This is a genomic window from Marinilactibacillus sp. XAAS-LB27, from assembly GCF_036039175.1.
Classification (GTDB): Bacteria; Bacillota; Bacilli; order Lactobacillales; family Carnobacteriaceae_A; genus Marinilactibacillus.
This window is the reverse complement of record NZ_JAYXKP010000001.1, coordinates 535,140-559,551: the sequence shown is the minus strand read 5'-3', so window position 1 is coordinate 559,551 and position 24,412 is coordinate 535,140. Positions and strand designations below refer to the sequence as shown.

The window sequence follows — 24,412 nt, the reverse complement described above, 5'->3', positions numbered from 1 at the left end:
GTGTAAAATGAATAGCAAGAGTACTGCACAGGAGAGAAGGATTTATAGATGTCAATGTTTTTAGATCAAGTAAAAGTAAATGTTAAGGCAGGTAATGGCGGAGACGGCATGGTTGCTTTTAGACGTGAAAAGTATGTACCAGATGGTGGACCAGCTGGTGGAGACGGTGGTCTCGGAGGGAACATTATCTTTGTAGTAGATGAAGGTCTTAGGACCCTAATGGATTTCAGGTACAATAGACACTTCAAAGCTAAAAATGGGGACAATGGAATGTCCAAAAGTAAGCATGGTCGCGGTGCACAGGATCTTTATGTGAAAGTACCACCTGGTACAATTGTAAAAGATGCTGAAACCGGACAAATGTATGCTGACTTGGTCAACCACGGTCAAGAAGCTGTTATTGCAAAAGGAGGACGTGGAGGACGTGGAAATATTCGTTTTGCCACACCTCGTAATCCTGCGCCGGAAATCGCTGAAAATGGTGAGCCCGGTGAAGAAAAAGAAATTGAGCTTGAATTAAAAGTTCTTGCTGATGTAGGTTTGATTGGTTTCCCATCTGTTGGTAAATCTACTTTGCTTTCTGTTGTTTCAGCTGCTAGACCAAAAATTGGTGCCTACCACTTTACAACAATCGTACCAAATCTTGGTATGGTAGAGACGGATGAAGGTCAAAGTTTCGTACTGGCAGATATGCCTGGACTGATTGAAGGTGCTTCTCAAGGAGTAGGTTTAGGAATTGAGTTCCTTAGACATATTGAGCGTACTAGAGTACTTCTTCATGTTGTCGATATGAGCGGAATCGAAGGAAGAGTTCCAATCGATGACTATATTACAATCAACAATGAACTAGAAGTGTATGATCTTAAGTTGAGAGAAAGACCGCAGATCATTATTGCCAATAAAATGGATATGCCAGAATCTGCCGAAAATCTTCGTATTTTCAGAGAAAAATTAGATGAACTTGAAGAGGCATATGAACTCTTTGAAGTTTCTGCTTTATCTAAACGTGGTTTAACTGCTGTATTATCTAGAACTGCTGAATTACTTGAAACTACACCTGAATTCCCACTTTATGATGAAGAAACTGAGCAAGAAGAAAGAGTATTGTACAAGCACACTCCTTCAGTTGATCACTTCAATATCATGAGAGAACCTGATGGTACTTGGATACTTTCAGGAGAAAAACTTGAAAAACTATATAAAATGACGAACTTTGCCCACGATGAATCGATTATGAGATTTGCTCGTCAGATTCGTGGAATGGGTATAGATGAAGCACTCAGATCAAAAGGTGCTAAAAATGGCGATATCGTTCGAATCGATAACTTTGAATTTGAATTCGTCGAATAAAAATCATCAAGTTTGAATTAAAATTAGGGGACAGTTATGGATTTATTATTTTTAGGAACTGGGTCCGGTGTTCCGGCTAAACACAGAAATGTTTCAAGTATCGCATTGAAGCTGCTTGAAGAAAGAAATAGTATTTGGATGTTTGACTGTGGAGAAGCTACTCAGCACCAGATTCTGCATACGACCTTAAAACCTAGAAAAATCGAAAAAATATTTATTACGCATATGCACGGAGACCATATCTTTGGTCTCCCGGGTTTGCTAAGTAGTAGGGCTTTTCAAGGTGGAGAAACACCATTAACGATATATGGTCCAGTTGGTATTAAGCAGTATGTTTTATCAAGTCTGAGATTTTCAGCTACTCATATAAAATATCCAATAAAATTCGTTGAATTTAGCGATAATGAATGTATTTTTCAAGACACACAATTTAAAGTAACGGTTAGAAAACTAAAACATGGTATTCCTTCCTATGGATTTAGGATCGAAGAATCTGATCATGAAGGTACATTACAAGCGGATGCATTAAAGGCTGCTGGTGTACCTTTTGGTCCTATGTTTGGTAAACTTAAAAATGGCGAAAAGGTTATACTTGAAGACGGTACGGTTATTGATGGAAAAGATTTTGTAGGCCCTTCCCAAAAAGGAAGAGTGGTTACAATTCTTGGAGATACAGTGAGAACGAATGCGAGTATCGAGTTGGCAGAAAATGCAGATGTGCTGGTTCATGAGAGTACATTCACGCATAAAGATGTTAAACTGGCAACAAGTTACAATCATTCAACGAATGTCCAGGCTGCTGAGACCGCTAAACAAGCAAATGCAAAAAAACTTTTATTAACACATATCAGTGCTCGCTATTTGAGTAATGACGTTTATGAATTACAAAAAGAAGCACAGACTATTTTTCCAGAAACTTATGTTATGCAGGATCTTAAAGAAATCTCTATTCCACTTGAAAGAAAAGGAGACGAACTTAAATGATGGAACTTAAAAATAAAGTCGTTTTAATTACTGGTGCTTCATCAGGAATTGGTGAAGAAATGGCATATGCTGCTGCTAGTAAAGGTGCAACCTTAATTTTGTGTGCAAGAAGAGAAGATAAACTTGAAGAAGTTAAAAATCGTTGTTTGAGTACGACAACTTCGGATGTATATATCTATCCTTTAGATGTGTCTGATCCTGATGCAATTGAAGAAACAATGAATAAAGTAAAGACAGAGGTTGGTACTATAGATGTATTGATCAACAATGCAGGTTTTGGTCATACAGAAGAATTTATTAAATATGACTTAAACAAAGCAGAGAATATGTTCAGAGTTAATGTTCTGGGCGTTATGTACTTAACTCAACTAGCGGCTTTGCAGATGGCGGACAAACAAAGTGGACATATCATAAATGTTGCTTCTATTGCTGGTAAAATAGCAACACCTAAGTCAGCCGTTTATTCTGCTACTAAATTTGCCGTAATTGGCTTTAGTAACGCATTGAGGCTCGAATTAGCACCACTAAATATCAAAGTAACAACAATCAATCCGGGTCCAGTTGATACAGCCTTTTTTGATGAATTTGATCCATCTGGAAGTTATTTGGAAAAAATCCAAGCTTTTGTACTGACTAGCCAAGAAGTTGCTGAAAAAACGATCAATATTATTGGTACAAATAAAAGAGAAGTCACTTTACCACTAAGCTTGAACATTGCTTCTAAATTTTATTCTATGTTCCCTAGACTGGGAGATTACATCATTTTGAACAATTTCGATATGAAATAATTCACTATAAATGAAATATTTCACTTAACATGTTATTCTTCAATTAGAATAGGTTAAAAGGGGACTAGAATAATGAAAAAACAATGGAGTTTTGTTGGGGCGTTTATCTTATTATTTCTCGGAGCAATTTTATCCGTATTGAACGTGGATTCAGTACCGGTTAACTTTGGTTTTGCAACGTACGAATGGCCTTTGATTATAGTGATTTTAGGATCACTTCTACTAGGCGCGCTCATTGCTACGCTACTTTCGACGGTTAAAATTTATCAAGAAACGAAAATACGTAAAGATGCCGAAAAATCTTCTGTTTCAGCTAAAGAACATGAAAATGCTAGAGTAAATGAGCTAGAAGATAGATATAATAAAGAAATTGACCAACTTAAAGAAGAAATTAGAATAAAAGAAAAAGCGCTTCAAACAGAACGATCGAAAAATACGATTGATGCAACTTCTACTTCCATGGAAGATAGCACTCTATAAAGAACAGATAGGAGTACCCTATGAATAAAGAAAAAATTGCGATCATGACAGATTCTGGAGCAGATGTTCCAGAGGAAATAAAAGAAAAATACAACGTCAAAGTAATCCCTTTAAAAATTATTTTTAAAGATGGAGAATACACTGACAAGTTAAACATAACTGCTGAAGAAGTTTATAAGCGCATGGAAAAAGAAATTCCTAAAACATCTCTTCCAGACGGAGAGATTATAAAAGGCATTTTCGACGAAATTAAAGCAGAAGGTTACGAAAAACTCCTTGCGATTACTATTTCGAGCGGTCTTAGTGGTACAAATAATATGGTTAGGTTGGTTTCTGAAGATTACGAAGGCTTAGATGTTTTTGTATTAGATACTAAAAATATTGGAATCGGATCAGGACTTTCCGTAGTCGAAGCTGCCTTACAAGTAGAACAAGGCTTGACGTTTGAAGAAATCAAACAGAACCTTCAGAAAAGCGTTAAAAAAGCGAAAGTATATTTTCACGTTCCAACACTGGAGTATCTTCAAAAAGGTGGAAGAATTGGTTTGGTTCAGTCCGTTTTAGGTAGCGTTATGAACCTTAAGCCAATTATCACTTGTAATGAAGATGGTATCTATACAACAATCGCTAAAGTACGAGGAAAAGCCAAGTCTGTTAACAAAACAATCGAATTAGTTGAGACTTATGCTGCAAACTCTAAAAAGTACAATATAGGCGTTGCTTATGGTGGAGAGACAGCAATAGAGGAAGCTAAAGCTATTCGGGAAGATCTTAAGAAAAGACTGCCGAACTATGAACACATCTTTTTCGATCAAGTTAGTCCAGCACTTGGTGTTCACACAGGACCAGGCTTGATTGGGATAGGCGTCCAGCTTCTAGACGAAAAATAGAACTAAAAGCAAGAGCTCTGGAGTAAGTATTGCCATTGCTCATGCTTTTTTTATTGTGAGAGTAATCGATTCAAGGAGTGGATATTTTGAGTTTTAAACAATCAAAGAAATGGATCATTAATTCTAAGAACGACTCAGGAAAAATACAGGAGCTTTCTGAACAATTAAATCGTTCACCTTTTTTTATCAATTTATGCCTCAACAGAGGATTGGAAACCAAGGAAGAAATCCTTAGATTTATCAGTCCAGATGAGTCTTGGTTTCATGATCCTTTTTTATTACATGATATGCAAAAAACTGTAGATAGAATTGCTGAAGCGATTGAATCTGGAGAAAAAATCATGATCTATGGAGATTATGATGCAGATGGTGTAACTAGTACAGCGATCTTGTACGAAACATTGGAATCCATTGGTGCAAATGTGGAGTACTTTATTCCTGATCGCTTCATCGATGGATATGGTCCTAATGTAAAAGCTTTTACTTATTTTCAAGAAAATGGAACACAACTAATTATTACTGTAGATAATGGAGTCGCAGGACATGAAGCCATTCAAAAAGTTCAAGAAAATGGTGTGGATGTTATTGTCACTGATCATCATGAAATACCTGATACGCTTCCAGCAGCTTATGCGGTCATTCATCCAAATCACCCAGAGGGCGCATATCCCTTCAGCGATTTGTCTGGAGCTGGAGTCGCTTTAAAGCTAGCTACAGCGCTCTTAGGAGATTTGCCAATCGAACTATTAGATCTGGCGGCAATTGGAACGATCGCTGATTTGGTTTCCTTAACTGATGAGAATAGAGCAATTGTAGATTTTGGATTAAAAGCACTCAAACAAACTCAAAGAGTAGGTGTTTTAAGTCTTTTTAATGCATTGTCACTCTCTCTTAAGGAAATTGACGAAACAACTATCGGTTTCAAGATTGCTCCGCCAATCAATGCAATTGGTCGATTAGGAGATGCAACACCCGTAGTAGAATTACTGACGACTTTTGATGAAGAAAAAGCACAAGAAATTGCAACCTTACTAGATTCTAAAAATAAAGAAAGAAAAGAGATTGTATCCAAAATTTCAGGAGAAGCACTTGAGATTTTAAAAGAACAAGAAGCGTCTTCTGTTTATGTTTTAGCAAAAGAAGGATGGCACGAAGGTGTTTTAGGTATTGTCGCTAGCCGAATCGTCAGTGAAACCGGAAAACCGGCTGTTATATTGAATATTAATCCTTCCACTCAAGAAGCTAAAGGTTCTGCTAGAAGTATTAAAGCCTTTAACCTCTATGAAAGTGGCAACAAAGTAAGAACCTTATTCAAACACTTTGGTGGACACCAAATGGCAGCAGGGATGACTCTACCAGTTGAGAATATCCAATCTTTGAAACAGTCATTGAATGAAGAAGCAGAAAAACTTCAGGAAACAACTGAATTTATGGACGAGTTGGCTGTAGAAGAAGAAAGTAAGATAAAAGACATCAGTGTGGATGCAATCAAAGAGATAGAATTGTTGAAACCTTTTGGAACAGACAATCCAAAACCAGTATTTCTTTTTTCAGAGGTTACACCATTAGATGCTAGAGCCATTGGAGCAGACCGAGCACATTTGAAATTAAAAGTAGATCAAGAGGGTACACCTTTAGATGTTATTGCGTTTAATTATGGATCAATCGCGGATGCATTAAAATCTGATACACCCATTTCAGTAGTTGGTACGGTAGAAATTAATGAATGGAACGGAAATAAAAAACCTCAAATGCAGTTAACGGATATGAAGTTTTTGAATCAAGTTATTATAGACAAAAGAACTACTGATCTAAAAAAATCAGATTTACTGATGGAAGGCGTTACGTATCTTTTTTATAATAAGCAGAATTTTACTAAGTATAGTCCCTTTGTGACGAATCAATCTGATAGCTTATTGATTGAAACAACAAAAGATGCTTTGAGTTTTAATGCTCAAAGTGCTTATGTCATTGTAGACTGTCCTGAGTCGATGGAACTAATCAAAAATACGGTACTTCACAATGAAGAACAAACCTTATACTGTATCTTTTATACAAAAAGTAAGGATTATTTACTCGGTATGCCTTCAAGAGAACAGTTTGCTAAACTATATAAATTTTTAGCAAAACATAAAAATATTGATCTTAAAGAAAAAGGAACTCTACTTGCAGATTATCTAAAAATGGACAAAACGATTCTAAAATTCATAATCAGGGTGTTTTTAGAAGCCGGATTTGTTACAATAGAAGGCGGACTGCTCAGTGTGAATTCTGAGGCGAGTAAAATGGCTATTGAAGAGACAAAAGTTTACAAGCAGAGACTTGAAAATATTGCTGTGGAAGAAACCGTTGTTTATAGTTCATTCAAAGAACTGACAGAAGCACTGAAAAATTTAAAATAAATGCACTTGTATAATAAAAGGAGACTTATAATGGACTTAAAAAATTATGTTGCAGATGTTCCCGATTTTCCACAGGAAGGTATTACTTTTAGAGATATCTCTCCATTGATGGCTGACGGAAAAGCGTACAGTGAAGCGACTCAAAAAATCGTAGAATATGCTAAAGATAAAGAAGTAGACATGATTGTTGGACCAGAGGCAAGAGGCTTTATTGTTGGATGTCCTGTAGCTTTTGAATTAGGGATAGGCTTTGCCCCATGTCGTAAAAAAGGCAAACTACCTAGAAAAACCATTGAAGTGAGTTATGGTTTGGAATATGGTAGTGATGTCCTTCAACTACACGAAGACTCAATCAAACCTGGACAAAAGGTTTTAGTATGTGATGACCTGTTAGCTACTGGTGGAACAATTGCTGCTACGATAGAGCTTGTTGAAAAACTTGGTGGCGAAGTTGTTGGAACAGCATTCTTTATCGAATTGAAAGACCTTAATGGTCGAGAGAAAATTAAAGGTTACGATATCTTCACTTTAATGGAATACTAAAATAAAAAAAGTACTGTACTTGTCTTAAGACTGAAAGTTGAAATCAGTCTATGACAGTACAGTACTTTTTTATCAATTTTCAAGTAATTTCTTTTTGTGTGCATTTCCCCATTGATGGAGAGCATCAAGAATGGGTTCCAACGTTCTACCATAGGCAGTGACGGAATACTCCACCCTAGGGGGAACTTCTGGAAAAACTTCTCTGGTTATAATCAGTTGAGATTCCAATTCACGTAATTGCTTAGTTAACATTTTTTGTGTGATTTCCGGAATGGCTCTCTTAATTTCGCTGAAACGCATTGGACTGGTATGCATTAAATTCAATAAAATAACAGGGGTCCATTTACCAAATAAGATGTCTAAAGGTTCATTTACTTTGCAATGTTCTGGTTCTAGATCAGATATCATCTGTACACCTCCATTAGTATATTAAGTATACTATAGCACTATAAAGTACCTACTTCAATAGATAAAGAATCATGTTATAATTAACTTACTAATTATAAGAGGAATGATACATTTATGATCAACAATCGAATTTTACCAAAAATTGATGAAAGTAAAGGGCTTGAGTTTGGCTTATACACACTTGGAGACCATTTACCAAATCCACATACTGGAAAAAGAATTTCTGCTCAACAAAGAATCAAAGAGATTATAGAGACGGCTGTACTAGCTGATGAAGCTGGGATAGATATTTTTCAACTTGGGGAATCTCACCAAGATCATTTTGTATCGCAAGCACATATGATCATTTTATCGGCTATAGCACAAGCTACAAATCAGATCAAAATATCATCAGGATCAACAATTATCAGTACGTCTGATCCGGTCCGTGTTTTTGAAGATGCCGCAACAATCGATCTATTATCTAATGGTCGTATGGAAATCGTAGCGGGTCGTGCTTCAAGAGTAGGCTTATACGATTTGCTAGGATATGATCTTAGAGACTATGAAGCGTTATTTGAAGAAAAGTTTAACTTATTACTAGGAATCAATGAAAATGAAAGGTTGAGTTGGAAAGGGGAATACCGTGCACCTCTAAATGATGCACACGTTATACCTAGACCAGATAACGACCAGAATGGTCTACCAATATGGAGAGCAGTGGGAGGCTCTTATGCTTCTGCACAAAAAGCGGGATTAATGGGTGTTCCAATGTATCAAGCGCACTTGGGAGGACCGGCATCTGAATTCAAGAAACCGATTGATCTTTACAGAGAAACAGCTGCCGAAGCTGGGTACGATATTAAAACATTACCAGTAGCAACAGCAGGCTTCTTTTATGCTAGTACGAATAAAATGGACGCCTTCCGAGAATACTATCCTCACGTTAATGAAGGAATGAAAAAAACAAATGGACAAGGATTTCCTAAGCAAGCATTTGCTCACGGACAAGACTACAGAAGTGTCATCAATGTAGGAGACCCAGAATTAATTATTGAAAAAATACTTTATCAGCATGAATTATTCGGAAATCAACGCTACATTGCCCAACTGGATTTTGGTGGTGTTACTATGGATGATATTAAGAAAAATATTGACATTATTGGTGAGAAAATCTTACCAGCGATTAGAAAGCACACTAAAAAATAAGGAGTAGATTAGATGAATATCGTCGTATTAGCAGGTTCAAACGTCGGGGAGAAGTCTTCTATAGTGGCTAATAAAGTCATGGCTGAACTTGAAGTAAAGTATGGCGGAGATCATATGTATTCGCTATTGGATTTAAAAGATTATGAGATGCAATTTAGTGATGGAAGAAATTATCTTGATTATACTGGGGATAATAAACTGATCACAGAAACCATTATGGCAGCAGATATCCTTATTATCGCGACACCGATATTCCAAGCATCCATACCTGCTGTATTGAAAAACGTCTTTGATTTACTACCACAAAGCGCTTTACAAAATAAAGTTTCGGCAATCATTGCAACAGCAGGGTCAAATAGACATTATTTAATACCTGAGCAGCAACTTAAGCCTATCCTCAGCTATATGAAATCTAATATTGTACCAAATTATGTTTTCTTGTTGGATACAGACTATACAGCTGGAAAAATTAATAATGACGATATTCATTTCAGACTTGAAAAACTCATTGAGGATACAGTTATACTTGCAACCGCCTATAAAGGAATTTGGGGAGCACAAGAAGAAGCATACGGATTCTAAAAAAAGGCAGCCATGACTATGAAGTGTTTTACCTTCACAGCATGACTGCCTTTTCGTTTTAACCTATTCTAGTAGATATGTGATCTGTATAAAGAAACAACTTTACCTAAGATAGAGACATCAGATAATATAATCGGATCCATCGTATCATTTTCTGGTTGAAGGCGAATATAACCTTGTTCTTTATAGAATCTTTTGCACGTTGCTTCTTCATCATCAGTCATTGCAATAACGACGTCACCATTTTGAGCGGATTCTTGTTTTCTGACGATGACTTGGTCACCATCAAAAATTCCAGCATTAATCATACTGTTACCACGAATGGTCAACATGAAAAGATTACCTTTATCAATTTCTAAGTCATTAGGAATTGGAAAATAATCCGTTGCTTCTTCAACGGCTAAGATAGGTTCTCCGGCGGTAACAACACCTAATAATGGAATATGATTTTCAAATTCATCAATTCCAATTTTAATCAAACCTTCTTTAGTGAATTCAATTGCTCTTGGTTTTGAAGGATCTCTCAAGATAAAGCCATTCTTTTCTAGTCTAGCTAAATGGCCATGCACAGTAGAAGTGGAAGATAATTCAGTGGCAGATCCAATTTCTCGAACAGTAGGTGGATATCCTCTTTTGTTTACTTGTTCATGAATATAACGTAAAATTTCGATTTGTTTTTCGCCTTTACGGCCTCTAGTAGTCATATTGTAACACCTCATCCCTTCAAATTGTCGTTTAAATTAAGTATAATAATAGTCTAGTGTATGATTCAGTGAATAAGAGTTCACAATGTTCGTAAACTTTAGTAAAATTATATCATATACCGAACATCTAATCAAACGAATGTTCGAAATAAGCTTGGATTTCCCTAGGAAATTAGATTCTTAAGCACATTTGTATTACAATGGTTGTTCGCAATAGGATGCACTAAAAGAAAAAGTATAGGCTAGAAAGCCTAATAGGAGGATATAAAATGTTAGCAAAAGACCAATTAGATAGAATTAATGAGTTAGTTAGAAAACAAAGAAGCGAAGGTTTGACACAGGAAGAAGTAACTGAGCAGAAAGATCTTAGAGAAAAATACATTAAAGCTTTTAGATCTGGTATGAGAAATCATATAGAAGGAATGAAAATTGTAGATCCAGATGGTCAAGACGTTACCCCAGAAAAACTTAAAGGGATTCAAAAAGATAAAGGAATCCATAATAGAGACTAATCTCCTTCCAAATAAAGACGTACGGACAAATTTACGAATGTTCTATGAAAGCGTTGAATAAAACTAATATAAATAGTACAATGATTAGGAGCGTTACCACTTTTAGCAATAGGAAGGAATGAGTTACTTGTTTGATAAAACTGATCAAATGGCTGTAGATACAATTCGAACTCTTAGTATTGACGGCGTTCAAAAAGCAAATTCTGGACACCCTGGATTACCAATGGGTGCTGCACCAATGGCTTACACACTATGGACACGTCACTTGAATGTTAATCCGAAAAATTCGAAATGGTTCGATCGCGATCGCTTTGTTTTGTCTGCTGGACACGGATCAATGTTACTTTATAGCTTATTGCATTTAGCAGGTTATGATGTAACAGTTGATGATTTGAAGAATTTCCGTCAGCTAGATAGTCGTACACCAGGACACCCTGAAGTACACTATACTGACGGTGTTGAAGCAACGACTGGTCCTTTAGGACAAGGCGTAGCGAATGCAGTAGGTATGGCTATGGCAGAAGCGCACTTGGCTTCAACCTATAATCAGGGAGACCACAACATCGTTGATCACTACACATATGCACTATGTGGAGATGGTGATTTAATGGAAGGCGTATCTCAAGAAGCGGCTTCTCTAGCAGGACACCTTAAATTAGGTAAAATGATCATGCTTTATGATTCCAACGACATTTCTTTGGATGGGCCTACTTCAAAAGCTTTCACCGAAAACGTTGGGAAACGTTTTGAAGCTTATGGTTGGGAACATATTCTTGTTGAAGATGGTAACGATTTGGACGCTATTGATAAAGCCATTACGGCTGCAAAAGAATCAACTGATAAACCAACTTTAATTGAAGTTAAAACTGTTATCGGCTTTGGTGCTCCTAATGCAGGAACACACACTGTTCACGGCGCTCCTCTTGGGGCCGAAGGTGTAACAGCTGCTAAAAAAGCGTATGGATGGGAAGGCGAAGACTTCTTTGTACCAGAAGAAGTTGCCAAACGATTCAAAGAGCTTATGGTCGATAAAGGCCAAACAGCAGAAGAGAATTGGAACAAAGCGCTTGAAGATTATACAAGTACACACTCAGAACTAGCTGAGAAATTCAAATTAGCATTAAGTGGAGAACTACCAGAAAACTGGGATGAATCATTGCCAGTCTATTCTGTAGAAGACAGCGCTTCTGCTACGCGAGCAACGAGTGGAGAAGTATTGAACGCACTATCTGATTCAATTCCAAATCTTTGGGGTGGATCTGCTGACTTATCAGGCTCTAATAATACTATGATGAAAAATCAGACTGATTTTGAACCAGGTCATTATGAAGGAAGAAATATCTGGTATGGTGTTAGAGAATTTGCTATGACAGCGGCCTTGAACGGTATCTTATTACACGGAGGAACGAAGTCTTACGTAGGTACATTCTTCGTATTCAGTGATTACCTTCGCCCAGCTGTTCGTCTTGCTGCACTTTCAAAAATCCCGGCAATCTATGTATTGACACATGATTCAGTTGCTGTAGGAGAAGACGGCCCAACACACGAACCCGTTGAACAATTGTCTAGTTTTAGAGGTATGCACAACCTTTCTCTAATCAGACCAGCTGATGGTAATGAAGTAGCGGCTGCTTGGGAGATTGCTTTGAAATCTACTGACAGACCGACTATGCTGGTATTGACTCGTCAAAACTTACCTGTTTTAACAAACTCTAAAGAAATGGCTAGAGAAAATGTTAAAAAAGGTGCGTATGTTATTTCACCTGCTGAAAGCGAAACGCCAGAAGGTATTTTAATTGCTACAGGTTCTGAAGTCGCATTAGCGATTGAAGCGCAAAAAGAATTAAGAGCACAAGGTAAAAACGTTTCTGTTGTTTCTATGCCAAGTACAGACTTGTTCGATATGCAATCTGCTGAGTACAAAGAATCTGTACTGCCTGCTTCAGTAACAAAACGTATCTCTATCGAAATGGGATCTTCATTTGGATGGGATCGTTATACTGGGACTTACGGTAAGAGTGTCGCAATCGATAAGTTTGGTGCAAGTGGTAATGGACCAGCTGTCGTGGAGTCTTATGGCTTCACATCAGATAACGTTGTTCAAACATATCTATCATTAGGCTAATGAAGACAACAAATTAAACTAATAGAGATCAAGATTAGTTTCTACTTTGAAGAAGAGAAAGGCTGCTGCCTTTCTCTTCTTTTATATGAGTAGTTAAAAATGTCCTATTTGAGTGTTTTGAAATTTAAAATTCACTTTTGGTTTATTTTTCTGTCTAAGTTGTGTAGAATAGTTGAGTGAGTGTTTCGAATCATACTAGCTTTAATAGAAGCCCAAAAGATGATTTTGAATATACTAGAACGTATAGAAAGGAGTTAATGAAATGAATACAGGACTAGCAATACTTTTAATAATCCTAGCTTTAATTGGTGGACTGGTTGGAGGATTCTTCATATCTAGAAAATATATGATGGATTATTTTGAGAAAAACCCACCGATTGATGAAAATATGCTACGTATGATGATGCTACAAATGGGTCAAAAACCTTCTGAAAGAAAAATCAATCAGATGATGAGCCAGATGAAAGCGCAAAACAAAAAAACTCCAAAAAATAAAAATAAGAAGTAATAAGTTTTGACTAATGAGCTTATTTAGTCAATAATCACATTACGGTTCAATTTTGTGTAGCGGGCAGCGTCTTTGCCCGTTCTTTTTTTCAACACTTATGACACGGTGTCATAATCAGTTATATCGGTAGAGGGGTTTAAAAACTAAAGAACAGGAGAAAAGTGTACATGGATATATTCAAGCGGTTAGGGTGGTTTTTCCGTAGAGAAAAAAAGTCATACATGATAGGGATTTTTTCCCTTGTTACAGTGGCTTTACTTCAACTGATTCCCCCTAGAATCATAGGGATAGTAGTAGATGAAATTGAGACAAATAGTATTACGAGCCAGTCATTAACATTTTGGTTAGGTATTCTGGCGGCATCTGCAGTTGGACAATATGTATTTAGATATATTTGGCGCATGAGGATTTGGGGGAACGCTGCAAAACTGGAACAATTAGTCAGAGAGCAATTATATAATCATTTTACCAGTATGGACAGCCAGTTTTTTCAGAAGTACCGGGCGGGAGACTTAATGGCCCATGCTACAAATGACCTAAGAGGTTTGCGGATGGTCGCAGGTGGCGGTATTTTGACGATGGCGGATGCAATTAGTGTAGGGTTGACTACATTGCTAGCAATGATTTTCCTCGTTGATTGGAGACTGACACTTTTAGCGGTATTCCCATTACCTTTACTAGCAATCACTTCAAGAATATTAGGCCGAAAACTTCATCTACGATTTAAGGATGCCCAAGCTTCTTTTTCACAATTAAATGACAAGGTGCAAGAAAGCATTCAAGGTGTTAAAGTCTTGAAAACATTCGGACAAGAAAAAGAAGATATCGAAGAATTCAAGATTCAAACGGATAACGTTGTCGCGAAAAATAGATTGGTTTACAAGATAGACTCTTTATTTGATCCAGCTATTACGCTTATTATGGGGGTTTCTTATTTCCTTACAATACTAGTCGGCGGAATTTTGATTACAGGAAATGAGATCACAATTGGTGATTTTGTCACGTTTATCAATTATATAGGGATGCTCGTCTGGCCAATGTTTGCTATTGGTAGATTGTTCAATATTATTGAAAGAGGATCAGCAAGTTACGACCGAATAGAAAACCTTTTAAGAGAAGAATCTTCTATTGTAGAAAGAGATGGGTCAATAGAAACACCTATAAACGGAAATCTTGATTTTGATATCAAAAAATTCTCTTATCCAGATGATGAGACAGTTACTTTACAAAATGTTCACTTCAAGTTAAATAAAGGTCATACAATGGGGCTTGTTGGTAAGACTGGAGCAGGTAAAACAACCATATTGAAACTACTATTGAGAGAGTACGATGCTTACAAAGGGCATATTCAATATGGTGGACATGACATTAGAGACTACACGTTAAATGCTTTGCTCCAACAAGTTGGGTACGTGCCTCAGGATAATTATTTATTTTCAACAACGATCAGAGATAATATTCGCTTTGCTGATCCAACTATGCCCCAAAGCGTTGTAGAAGAAGCGGCTAAGCTTGCGGATATACATGAAGATATTCTTAACTTACCAAATGGATATGACACGCAAGTAGGTGAACGTGGTGTTTCGCTTTCAGGTGGTCAGAAACAAAGGATTTCTATTGCTAGAGCAATCATTACAAATCCAGAACTTATGATTTTAGATGATTCGCTCTCAGCAGTTGATGCGAAAACAGAAGAAAGTATTCTTTCTGGATTGAAACGTAAACGCCGTAACCAAACGACAATTATTGCTGCTCACAGAATAAGTTCTGTAATGCACGCGGAAGAAATTATTGTAGTAGAACAAGGGACCATCGTAGAGCGAGGAACCCATAAAGAATTACTAGAGTTAGATGGTTGGTATAAAGATATGTATCAACAGCAACAACTTGAACAAAAACTGGAAGGGGAGGATATATAATGGAGCAGCAAGAAACAATAAAGAACAAAACGATGCCTTTTAAGCAACAAATGCATGTGCTTAAAAGAATTCTCAAATATGCTCATCCTTATAGATTCCAGTTTGCATTTGCCATTGGATTAAGTATTGTATTGGCGATTATCAACGCTATTCTTCCCAGGATCATACAAGTATTTATAGATGATCACATTACACCTGGTGCAGCCACACTTAGCACAATAATATTCTTTGCATCCCTTCATTTTGGGGTTACATTGATTAGAATGGTTGTGTGGTATTTTGAACTTTATATCTTCAACATGGCTTCTGAAAAAACGGTCAAGAATATTAGGGAAAGTCTTTATACCAAGTTACACAGTCTAGGAATGCGCTTTTTCGATCAGACCTCTACAGGATGGATCATTACAAGAGCGACAAATGATACAGAAGCAATGAAAGATTTCTGGAATGTTTTCTTGACCATTATGCAAGGTGTGTTCGGTGTAGTCATTTCATTGGGGGCAATGTTCTTCCTAGATGCATCGGTCGCTATATGGATTTTATTGTTTGCGCCCGTTTTACTACTGGTCATTAGATTTTATCAAGTCTATAGTTCAAAGACCTATATTGAAATGAAATCTAAGTTGAGTTCTTTGAATACGAAACTTGCTGAGACCATTAATGGTATGTCGATCATTCAGCAATTCAGACAGGAACGAAGATTGCAGAAAGAATTCGAGGAGACGAATCAATCTTACTATGATTCAAGATACTCAATGGTTAGAATCAATGCCATTCTATTAAGCCCGGTCATTAATTTCTTATACACCTTAGCAGTTGTTCTAATACTCGCTATCTTCGGAGTGAATGCACTGCAAAGTCCTGTAGAAGTCGGGATTATCTATGCCTTTACGTCTTATGCAAATGACTTTTTTAGACCATTAACAAGACTGATGGATAGTTTAAGCTTGTTCCAAGACGGGATTATTTCAAGCAGTCGTATTCTGACTGTTATGGACAATGAAGAATATGTACCTGAGCAAGAAGACAACCCTGATGCAACCATCGAAATAGGGAAAATCGAATTCAAAGATGTTTCATTTTCATATGATGGAAAAACAGACGTCCTTAAAAATATCAATTTTACTGTTAATCCAGGAGAAACGGTAGCTTTAGTTGGTCATACAGGGAGTGGAAAGTCTTCAATTATCAATGTTTTGATGCGGTTCTACGACTTCCAGAGCGGAGAAGTTCTGATTGACGGTCGATCCATTAAAGAATATCCGATGAGAGAGTTAAGACAAAAAACGGGACTTGTTCTACAAGACTCTTTCCTTTTCTATGGAACAATAAAAGACAATATACGAATTAAAAATGATCAAATCAAAGATGGTGAGATTATAAAAGCGGCAAAATTCGTGCAAGCAGATCAATTTATTGAAGACCTACCTGGACAATACGATGCGAAAGTTGTTGAACGTGGAGCAAGCTTCTCAAGTGGACAGAAACAATTGATTTCGTTTGCGAGCACCATTGTTAGAGATCCAAAAATCCTAATACTAGACGAAGCAACGGCTAATATTGATACTGAAACGGAAGCACTTATTCAAGAAGGGTTGAATCGTATGAGAAAAGGGCGTACTACAGTAGCTATTGCCCATAGACTCTCAACGATTAGAGACGCAGATCAAATACTTGTACTGGATAACGGCAGAATTATCGAACGTGGCTCTCACGATGAACTGATTGCTAGTGGTGGGAAATACAAAGATATGTATGAACTACAAAATATTGGATTACAGTTGAGTTAGAAAAAGCATGGCCCTCAACGGGGCCATGCTTTTTATTATTTATTTAATCGGTCAAGTTCTTCAAAGGATTTTTGAATTTTGTCAGAGTAATACTGATTGACATCTTCAATGCCTTCAATCTTTCTTTCTACATAAAAAGGGTCACCAATTTTAACGACAGCTTTTTTTCGAGTGAATATTTCTTTGATTGAATAAGGGCCTTCGTAAACAACAGGAACGATCTGACGCTTACTCATTCTCGCGATTGTTACAGCACCACCTTTAAGTTCTTGGGAGTGTCTTGTACCTGTCGGGAAAATCACTAAACTTAACTTGTTTTCTTTCAATATTTTAACCGGTTGTTTTATTGCACTTGGTTTTGGATTATCTCTATCTACTGGAAATGCATTTAATTTGGAGATAAACCAACCAAAAATTTTATGATCAAATAATTCTTTTTTAGCCATAAAACAGAATTGACGCGGACTAGCCGCCAATGCGATAAAAACAGGATCAATTAATGATCGATGGGGTGCAATGATCACGTAAGTTTCATCTTTGGGCAATTTTTCGCGATTGATATAAGTTGGCTTACCATTAAAAATCAATATCAAAATACGTATAAAGCCACGAACAAAAGAAAAGAACACGGATAAACACTTCCTTTAACAATTTCACTGAACCTCATTAGTATGCGATAATCATATAGAAGAATCAAGTTTTATTTTTTTGATTTGCAATTTGGATTTTTAATGTGTATACTTAAAGACGGTGTAAAAATACACTAAATTTCACACTTTGTTGGATGTAATGAAAGGTGCTCTGTAGCCATGGAGTCTTCATACAAGTGAAAACAGAGGAAGAAAAAAACCATAATGGAGGAATGTACAAATGGCAGTAGTATCAATGAAACAACTATTAGAATCAGGAGTTCACTTTGGACACCAGACACGTCGCTGGAACCCGAAAATGAAACGTTATATCTTTACAGAAAGAAACGGAATCTACATCATCGATTTACAAAAAACAGTTCGTATGATCGACCAAGCATACAACTATGTTCGTGAAATCGCTGAAGATGGTGGAACAGTTCTTTTTGTAGGAACTAAAAAACAAGCTCAAGATGCTATCAAAGAAGAAGCAATCAGAGCAGGCGCTTACTATATCAATCACCGTTGGTTAGGTGGAACACTTACTAACTGGGATACAATCCAAAAACGTATTACTCGCTTAAAACAACTTGAAAAAATGGAAGAAGACGGAACTTTCGAAGCACTTCCTAAAAAAGAAGTTGGTCTTTTAATCAAAGAACGCGATCGTCTAGAAAAATTCTTGGGCGGAATCAAAGATATGCCTAAACGTCCTGACGCTCTATTTATTGTTGATCCTCGTAAAGAGCACATCGCAGTAAAAGAAGCTCAAAAATTAAACATCCCTATCATCGCTATGGTAGATACTAACTGTGATCCAGACGAAATCGATGTAATCATCCCTTCAAATGACGATGCAATCCGTGCAGTTAAATTATTAACTAAAACTGTTGCTGACGCTATTATCGAAGGTAACCAAGGTGAAGAAGGATTTGAAGAAGAAGTTAAATCTGACTCACTTGATGAAATTGTAGAAGTTGTAGAAGGCGACAACGCATAATTTTTAATCTAACTACTAAAAATTAGGTACAATTCGATTAGGAGGAAAAACATTGGCAAACATTAAAGCAGCTCAAGTAAAAGAATTGCGCGACAAAACAGGCGTTGGAATGATGGACGCTAAAAAAGCACTTGTAGAAACAGACGGAGATTTAAACGCAGCGGTAGATTACCTACGCGAAAAAGGTGTTTCTAAAGCAGCTAAAAAAGCAGACCGTATCGCGGCTGAAGGATTAGCAAACGTTTATGCAGCAGGAAACTCTGCAGCAATTGCTGAGATTAACTCTGAAACTGACTTTGTTTCTAAAAATGAAAAATTCCAAAACCTTGTTAAAGGTATTTCTAAATCAATCGTTGAAAACAACCCTGCTACTGTTGAAGAAGCATTGGAAGTTGAAATGAATGGTGAAACTGTTGGAGCTGTCATTACTGAAGCAACTCAAACAATCGGAGAGAAAATTACTCTACGTCGTTTCGCTCGTTTAGAAAAAACTGACAACCAAGTTTTCGGTGACTATGAGCACATGGGTGGACGTATTACAGTTCTTGCACTTGTTGAAGGAACTGATAACGAAGAGATCGCTCGTAATGTTGCTATGCACATTGCAGCAATCAACCCTAAATACATCACTCGTGATGAAGTGCCTCAAGAAACACGCGATCACGAATTAAGCGTGCTTTCAGAACAAGCTAAAAACGAAGGTAAACCAGCTAATATCGTTGAAAAAATGGTCCAAGGCCGTTTAAGCAAATGGTTAGCTGAAATCAGTCTTGTAGATCAGCCTTACGTTAAAGATTCAGACAAAACTGTTGGTCAATATTTGAAAGAGAATGGCGCAACAATCAAATCATTCATCCGTTATGAAGTTGGAGAAGGAATTGAAAAACGTTCTGAAGATTTTGCTGCTGAAGTACAAAGCCAACTAGCTAAAAAATAAGGCATAGTCTTTAAAATGGGTGGGAACGTAGTAATTAGCGTTCCTGCCTTTTTTAGAGTCTGATACATATAAAAGCCTTTTTTTGTAATGACCAGCAAGATGGAATATGGTAAACTAGTCCTGTATGACTGATGGAGGGAATAAGATGTTAGAACCTAAATATAAAAGAATTGTTTTAAAATTAAGTGGAGAAGCATTGGCTGGAGACTCTGGTTTTGGTATTCAACCTCCAACTATTGACGAAATCTGCCAAGAGATCAAAGAAGTACATGATCTAGGTATTGAAATGGCCATCGTCGTTGGCGGCGGGAACATATGGAGAGGCCATGTAGGCTCTGAAATGGGTATGGAACGTTCTCAAGCTGATTATATGGGTATGATTGCTACAGTGATGAACGCTTTAGCCTTACAAGATTGTCTTGAAAACAATGGTGTACCGACACGTGTTCAGACTTCTATTGAAATGAGACAAGTTGCTGAACCATATATCCGTAGAAAAGCGATTCGTCACCTTGAAAAAGGTCGTGTAGTTATTTTTGCAGGTGGAATTGGTAGTCCGTATTTTTCAACAGATACTACTGCAGCTTTAAGAGCAGCTGAAATCAATGCTGATGTAATCATGATGGCCAAGAACAACGTTGATGGTATTTACTCAGCTGATCCGAATAAAGATGCGACTGCTGTTAAATACGAAAAACTGACTTATTTAGAAATTATCAATCAGTCACTACAAGTAATGGACACAACAGCTTCATCGTTAAGTATGGATAATGACATGCCACTAGTTGTATTCAATTTAAATGAAACAGGTAATATCAAAAGAGCAGTATTAGGAGAAAATATCGGAACAACTGTTAGGAGGACACATGATGAGTGATGCAATATTAAAAGACACACAATCAAGAATGAAAAAAGCAGAGCAATCTTATGTACGTGAATTAGGTTCAATTAGAGCTGGAAGAGCGAATCCAAGCCTACTGAATAGAGTGAATGTTGAATATTATGGTGCAGAAACACCACTTAATCAATTAGCTCAAATTTCAGTTCCTGAAGCTAGAGTACTATTGATCACACCTTATGATCAAAGTTCAGTTGGAGACATTGAAAAGGCATTGAATCAGTCTGACATAGGTATTCCACCTTCAAGTGACGGAACAGTGATTCGTCTGGTTGTTCCAGCGCTTACTGAAGAGCGAAGAAAAGAAATTGCTAAACAAGTAGGTAAAGAAGCAGAAAACGCTAAAATTTCTATTCGTAATATTCGTCGCGATGCAATAGATGCGTTGAAAAAAGCAGAGAAAAATGGAGAGTTAACTAAGGACGATCTTCATGACTATGAAGAAGAAGTTCAAAAAGTTACCAACAGCAGCGTTGCTGCAATCGACAAATTATCTGAAGAAAAAGAAAAAGAAATTTTAGACGTATAAAAAAATGCAAGGAGATTTTTTATAAATCTCCTTGCATTCTTTGTTTTATTTACATAAAGTGAGTAAAGGTTTATAGTTTATCAATAATATACTTATTGACTAATTTAGTCACGATAGTTGTAATAATTAACCCAATAATATATTTTTTAAAATTCTGTTTCATGCTTAAACGCCTCCTTAAGATTGTTCAAAGATATACTATAAATAGTATATCAAATAAAGAGCTGATTTAATAATCTAAAGATTTATACAGGCATTTCCCCTTGTATTAAAGCATGAATTTGCACGACACAAAGAATCCTTATAGTAATTTTATATATTTGATGTGGTAATTTAAAGGATTATTTACTACAATAGAATAGATGTATATTGAATACTTGGAGGTTTTGATGTGGGAGATCAACCACAATTCATTAAAGATAATAAATTTATTCCAGATCACGTTGCTGTTATTATGGATGGTAACGGTCGCTGGGCGCAAAAGACAGGGAAAGACCGTAAAGAAGGTCATCAAGAAGGCATGGAAGCGATCAGACGTGTCTCGATACGTGCGAGTGAAAGAGGCGTCAAAGTCTTGACCTTGTATGCTTTTTCTACTGAGAACTGGAAGAGACCACCGCAAGAAGTGAAATTTCTTATGCAACTTCCTGTTAATTTCTTTGATCGATTTGTGCCTGAACTTCAGGAGAACAATATTAAAGTAAATATGATAGGATTCAAGGATAAAGTGCCGGGTCCAACAAAACGTTCAATTGAAAAAGCAATCAGTGAGACTAAGGATAATACAGGAATGATTCTAAACTTCGCATTCAACTATGGTGGAAGATCGGAAATCGTTGAAGCCACTAAATCAGTTGTGGATAAAGTCTTGAGCGGAGAATTGAATAGAAAAGATATCACAGAAGACGTATTGCAAGGCGAACTGCTTACACGTTCGATACAACCTTATGATGAGGTTGATCTGTTGATCAGAAGTAGTGGAGAACAAAGGTTAAGCAATTTTCTACTCTGGCAAAATGCCTATAGTGAATTCTATTTTTCAAAATTATTCTGGCCAGATTTTACAGGAGATATTCTAGACGAAGCTTTGCTAGATTATCAAAACAGAAGCCGTCGCTACGGAGCACTTTAAAAAAGAAATTCAGGAGGAGACGGATGGTACAACGTTCTTTAACAGCCATTATCGCATTACTATTTTTTGTACCGATCATCTGGATCGGTTCATGGGTATTAGAAGCATTCATTGTTTTATTAGCCATTACAGCTCTAATAGAAATACATCAGATGAAAGGAATCGAGCCATTATCGATTCCGACAGGTATATCTTCACTAGCTTTAATTTACATTATCTTATATTCACGTGTCCATGAGCTTTTGCCGGAATTGTCTCAGAATGGTTCAGTTTTCGCGTTTTTCATTGTTCTTTTACTAGGACTCACATTGATTGTTAAAGATTATACGATTGAAGATGTCGGTGTTTCTTTCATGGGTATACTATATTTAGGTACCGGATTCCATTCCTTTATATTGACTAGAGAAAACAATCTTCACTTACTCATTTTATCTTTGATTATCATCTATTCTACAGATACGGGAGCTTATCTGGTTGGTAGAAAAATAGGGAAGCACAAATTAGCGCCGTCTATTTCGCCAAATAAAACCGTAGAAGGATCTATTGGTGGGGTAGTGATTTCACTACTAATCTCTATAATTTATCTGTTGTTTTTCCCTTCGACGTATTCATTAATTGTCGTTATTCCATTAATTGTGATTCTTTCTATAGCAGGTCAGATTGGTGATTTAATCGAATCTGCAATCAAACGACACTTTGGAACAAAAGACTCTGGGAATATCCTTCCCGGACACGGTGGGATTTTTGATCGATTTGATAGCTTGATATTTGTTTTATCCATGATATTTATTATGGGATTGGTTTAATCGTAGATCTTAAAGGAGAATAGAGATGATTCAAAATATATTGGTCTTTTTACTAGTATTCGGAATAATTGTTGTTGTTCATGAATTTGGGCATTTTTACTTTGCTAAAAGGGCCGGTATTCTGGTCAGAGAATTTTCGATTGGGTTTGGACCGAAAATCTTTTTCCATAGAAAAGGAGAAACAACTTATACAATCAGACTATTACCAGTTGGTGGATATGTCAGAATGGCTGGTTATGAAGAAGAAGCCGATCTGAGAGCAGGTATGCCGGTTTCCCTGTTCTTAAATAAACAGAATCAAGTAGAGAAAATAGATATACAAAATAAAGTACAAAACGTAGATAGTTTGCCAATTGAAGTGACTAGTTTTGATCTTGAAGATCAGTTGTTTATTGCTGGGAGAGCCGAAGGTCAAGAAGAAATTCAAACTTTTACTGTTTCTGAGACAGCTCTTTTAGTGGAAAAAGACGGAACAATTCTTCAAATTGCACCTAGAAAACGTCAATTCCAGTCAGCATCCCTTCCTAATAGAATGTTGACCAATTTTGCTGGACCGTTAAATAACTTTATTTTAGCAATCGTAGCTTTTATCCTTCTAGCCTTTTTACAGGGAGGCGTACCATCAGAAGAAGCTGTTATTGGTGAGGTTGCACCTGATATGCCAGCTGCAGAAGCTGGACTTGAGGATGGCGATAGAGTTCTTTCAATCGATGGAACCGAAGTAGACTCATGGAGAGAAATGGTAACGGTAATTTCAGCTTCACCTGATACTGAACTTGATTTTGAAGTAGAAAAAACTGACGGAACAATTTCAGAAACAACCGTTACTCCTGAAGCCAGTGAAAATCAAGAAGGTGCAGTGATTGGGATTGCTTCCTCTATGGATCAATCGTTCTGGAGTAAAATCACTTACGGATTCACTCAACCCGTATCTCTTGTGATTCAAATTCTGACAATTTTAGGTTCGTTTTTAACCGGGGGATTCAGCCTTGACCAACTAGGAGGACCGGTTGCAATCTATGCGACAACTCAGACAGTTGTTCAAAGTGGTTTATTTGGTATTGTAAGGTGGATAGGATTTTTGAGTGTCAACTTGGGAATTATGAACCTTCTACCCATTCCTGCTTTAGATGGCGGTAAGTTGTTACTCAATATTGTAGAAGGTATTCGGAAAAAGCCGATCAGTGAAGAAAAAGAAGGTATTATTACGCTTATTGGCGTGGGTTTCTTGCTTCTCCTGATGCTAGCTGTCACGTGGAACGATATTCAAACATTTTTCTTAAATTAGTACTTGAAGGAGACAAAAAC

Annotated in this window: 24 protein-coding genes; 21 read left to right on the top strand and 3 right to left on the bottom strand. The window is 36.8% G+C overall.

The features are described from left to right. Positions 1 to 48: 48 nt before the first annotated feature. The 7 genes from obgE to VXN63_RS02675 all read left to right on the top strand — a co-directional run bounded on the left by obgE (position 49) and on the right by VXN63_RS02675 (position 7,437). Complete coding sequence (gene obgE, locus VXN63_RS02705; protein ID WP_327756418.1) at positions 49 to 1,350, top strand: GTPase ObgE; 1,302 nt, start codon at positions 49 to 51, stop codon at positions 1,348 to 1,350. A 36-nt stretch (positions 1,351 to 1,386) separates the two neighbouring features. After that, positions 1,387 to 2,334 (top strand): ribonuclease Z, encoded by a 948-nt coding sequence (rnz, locus tag VXN63_RS02700; RefSeq protein ID WP_327756417.1) that lies wholly within the window; start codon positions 1,387 to 1,389, stop codon positions 2,332 to 2,334. Next, positions 2,334 to 3,122, top strand: coding sequence for an SDR family NAD(P)-dependent oxidoreductase (locus VXN63_RS02695; RefSeq protein WP_327756628.1), 789 nt, complete (start codon positions 2,334 to 2,336; stop codon positions 3,120 to 3,122). Before rnz ends, VXN63_RS02695 begins: the two co-directional genes overlap by 1 nt. A 72-nt stretch (positions 3,123 to 3,194) precedes the next feature. Continuing rightward, entirely contained in the window at positions 3,195 to 3,602 is a 408-nt protein-coding gene (locus VXN63_RS02690) for a LapA family protein (RefSeq protein ID WP_327756416.1), read from the top strand. A gap of 20 nt (positions 3,603 to 3,622) precedes the next feature. Beyond that, the gene (locus tag VXN63_RS02685; protein WP_327756415.1) at positions 3,623 to 4,492 is read left to right on the top strand and encodes a DegV family protein; all 870 of its coding nucleotides are present in this window, start codon (positions 3,623 to 3,625) and stop codon (positions 4,490 to 4,492) included. Between the two features lie 86 nt (positions 4,493 to 4,578). After that, positions 4,579 to 6,894, top strand: a complete 2,316-nt coding sequence (gene recJ, locus VXN63_RS02680) for a single-stranded-DNA-specific exonuclease RecJ (protein WP_327756414.1) — start codon at positions 4,579 to 4,581, stop codon at positions 6,892 to 6,894. Positions 6,895 to 6,924: 30 nt separating this feature from the next. Next, positions 6,925 to 7,437 carry an adenine phosphoribosyltransferase gene (locus tag VXN63_RS02675; protein ID WP_327756413.1) on the top strand — a complete coding sequence of 171 codons (513 nt, stop codon included), beginning with the start codon at positions 6,925 to 6,927 and terminating at the stop codon, positions 7,435 to 7,437. Positions 7,438 to 7,509: 72 nt separating this feature from the next. Here VXN63_RS02675 and VXN63_RS02670 read toward each other — a convergent pair whose 3' ends face one another. Then, positions 7,510 to 7,845 (bottom strand): winged helix-turn-helix transcriptional regulator, encoded by a 336-nt coding sequence (locus VXN63_RS02670; protein ID WP_327756412.1) that lies wholly within the window; start codon positions 7,843 to 7,845, stop codon positions 7,510 to 7,512. A gap of 114 nt (positions 7,846 to 7,959) precedes the next feature. Here VXN63_RS02670 and VXN63_RS02665 point away from each other — a divergent pair, with 114 nt between their 5' ends. Then, complete coding sequence (locus VXN63_RS02665; protein WP_327756411.1) at positions 7,960 to 9,033, top strand: LLM class flavin-dependent oxidoreductase; 1,074 nt, start codon at positions 7,960 to 7,962, stop codon at positions 9,031 to 9,033. A gap of 12 nt (positions 9,034 to 9,045) precedes the next feature. Next, the gene (locus tag VXN63_RS02660; protein ID WP_327756410.1) at positions 9,046 to 9,615 is read left to right on the top strand and encodes an NADPH-dependent FMN reductase; all 570 of its coding nucleotides are present in this window, start codon (positions 9,046 to 9,048) and stop codon (positions 9,613 to 9,615) included. A gap of 68 nt (positions 9,616 to 9,683) precedes the next feature. Here the strand turns inward: VXN63_RS02660 and lexA are convergent, their stop codons facing one another. Then, positions 9,684 to 10,319, bottom strand: coding sequence for a transcriptional repressor LexA (gene lexA / locus VXN63_RS02655; protein WP_327756409.1), 636 nt, complete (start codon positions 10,317 to 10,319; stop codon positions 9,684 to 9,686). Positions 10,320 to 10,588: 269 nt separating this feature from the next. On the opposite strand from lexA, the gene VXN63_RS02650 reads away from it, so the two are divergent. From VXN63_RS02650 to VXN63_RS02630, 5 genes are all read left to right on the top strand, one after another. After that, positions 10,589 to 10,831 carry a DUF896 domain-containing protein gene (locus VXN63_RS02650; protein WP_327756408.1) on the top strand — a complete coding sequence of 81 codons (243 nt, stop codon included), beginning with the start codon at positions 10,589 to 10,591 and terminating at the stop codon, positions 10,829 to 10,831. Positions 10,832 to 10,958: 127 nt separating this feature from the next. Beyond that, entirely contained in the window at positions 10,959 to 12,956 is a 1,998-nt protein-coding gene (gene tkt, locus VXN63_RS02645; protein WP_327756407.1) for a transketolase, read from the top strand. A 262-nt stretch (positions 12,957 to 13,218) separates the two neighbouring features. Further along, positions 13,219 to 13,464, top strand: coding sequence for a YneF family protein (locus VXN63_RS02640; RefSeq protein WP_327756406.1), 246 nt, complete (start codon positions 13,219 to 13,221; stop codon positions 13,462 to 13,464). Between the two features lie 167 nt (positions 13,465 to 13,631). Continuing rightward, positions 13,632 to 15,383, top strand: coding sequence for an ABC transporter ATP-binding protein (locus tag VXN63_RS02635; protein WP_327756405.1), 1,752 nt, complete (start codon positions 13,632 to 13,634; stop codon positions 15,381 to 15,383). Then, entirely contained in the window at positions 15,383 to 17,173 is a 1,791-nt protein-coding gene (locus VXN63_RS02630; RefSeq protein ID WP_327756404.1) for an ABC transporter ATP-binding protein, read from the top strand. Before VXN63_RS02635 ends, VXN63_RS02630 begins: the two co-directional genes overlap by 1 nt. Before the next feature lie 35 nt (positions 17,174 to 17,208). Here VXN63_RS02630 and VXN63_RS02625 read toward each other — a convergent pair whose 3' ends face one another. Beyond that, positions 17,209 to 17,802, bottom strand: a complete 594-nt coding sequence (locus tag VXN63_RS02625; protein WP_327756403.1) for a lysophospholipid acyltransferase family protein — start codon at positions 17,800 to 17,802, stop codon at positions 17,209 to 17,211. 241 nt (positions 17,803 to 18,043) lie between these two features. Between VXN63_RS02625 and rpsB the strand changes: the two genes are divergently transcribed. From rpsB to rseP, 7 genes are all read left to right on the top strand, one after another. Further along, the gene (gene rpsB / locus VXN63_RS02620) at positions 18,044 to 18,802 is read left to right on the top strand and encodes a 30S ribosomal protein S2 (protein WP_225744143.1); all 759 of its coding nucleotides are present in this window, start codon (positions 18,044 to 18,046) and stop codon (positions 18,800 to 18,802) included. A 52-nt stretch (positions 18,803 to 18,854) separates the two neighbouring features. Beyond that, positions 18,855 to 19,739: a translation elongation factor Ts gene (gene tsf, locus VXN63_RS02615; protein WP_327756402.1), complete on the top strand. Its 885-nt coding sequence runs from the start codon at positions 18,855 to 18,857 to the stop codon at positions 19,737 to 19,739. Positions 19,740 to 19,884: 145 nt separating this feature from the next. After that, complete coding sequence (pyrH, locus tag VXN63_RS02610) at positions 19,885 to 20,616, top strand: UMP kinase (RefSeq protein ID WP_327756401.1); 732 nt, start codon at positions 19,885 to 19,887, stop codon at positions 20,614 to 20,616. Further along, complete coding sequence (gene frr / locus VXN63_RS02605; RefSeq protein ID WP_327756400.1) at positions 20,609 to 21,166, top strand: ribosome recycling factor; 558 nt, start codon at positions 20,609 to 20,611, stop codon at positions 21,164 to 21,166. The genes pyrH and frr overlap by 8 nt, the downstream gene beginning before the upstream one ends. A 391-nt stretch (positions 21,167 to 21,557) precedes the next feature. Beyond that, complete coding sequence (locus VXN63_RS02600; RefSeq protein WP_327756399.1) at positions 21,558 to 22,298, top strand: isoprenyl transferase; 741 nt, start codon at positions 21,558 to 21,560, stop codon at positions 22,296 to 22,298. 23 nt (positions 22,299 to 22,321) lie between these two features. Beyond that, entirely contained in the window at positions 22,322 to 23,104 is a 783-nt protein-coding gene (locus VXN63_RS02595; RefSeq protein ID WP_327756398.1) for a phosphatidate cytidylyltransferase, read from the top strand. Positions 23,105 to 23,132: 28 nt separating this feature from the next. After that, positions 23,133 to 24,392, top strand: a complete 1,260-nt coding sequence (rseP, locus tag VXN63_RS02590; RefSeq protein ID WP_327756626.1) for an RIP metalloprotease RseP — start codon at positions 23,133 to 23,135, stop codon at positions 24,390 to 24,392. Positions 24,393 to 24,412 lie beyond the last annotated feature (20 nt).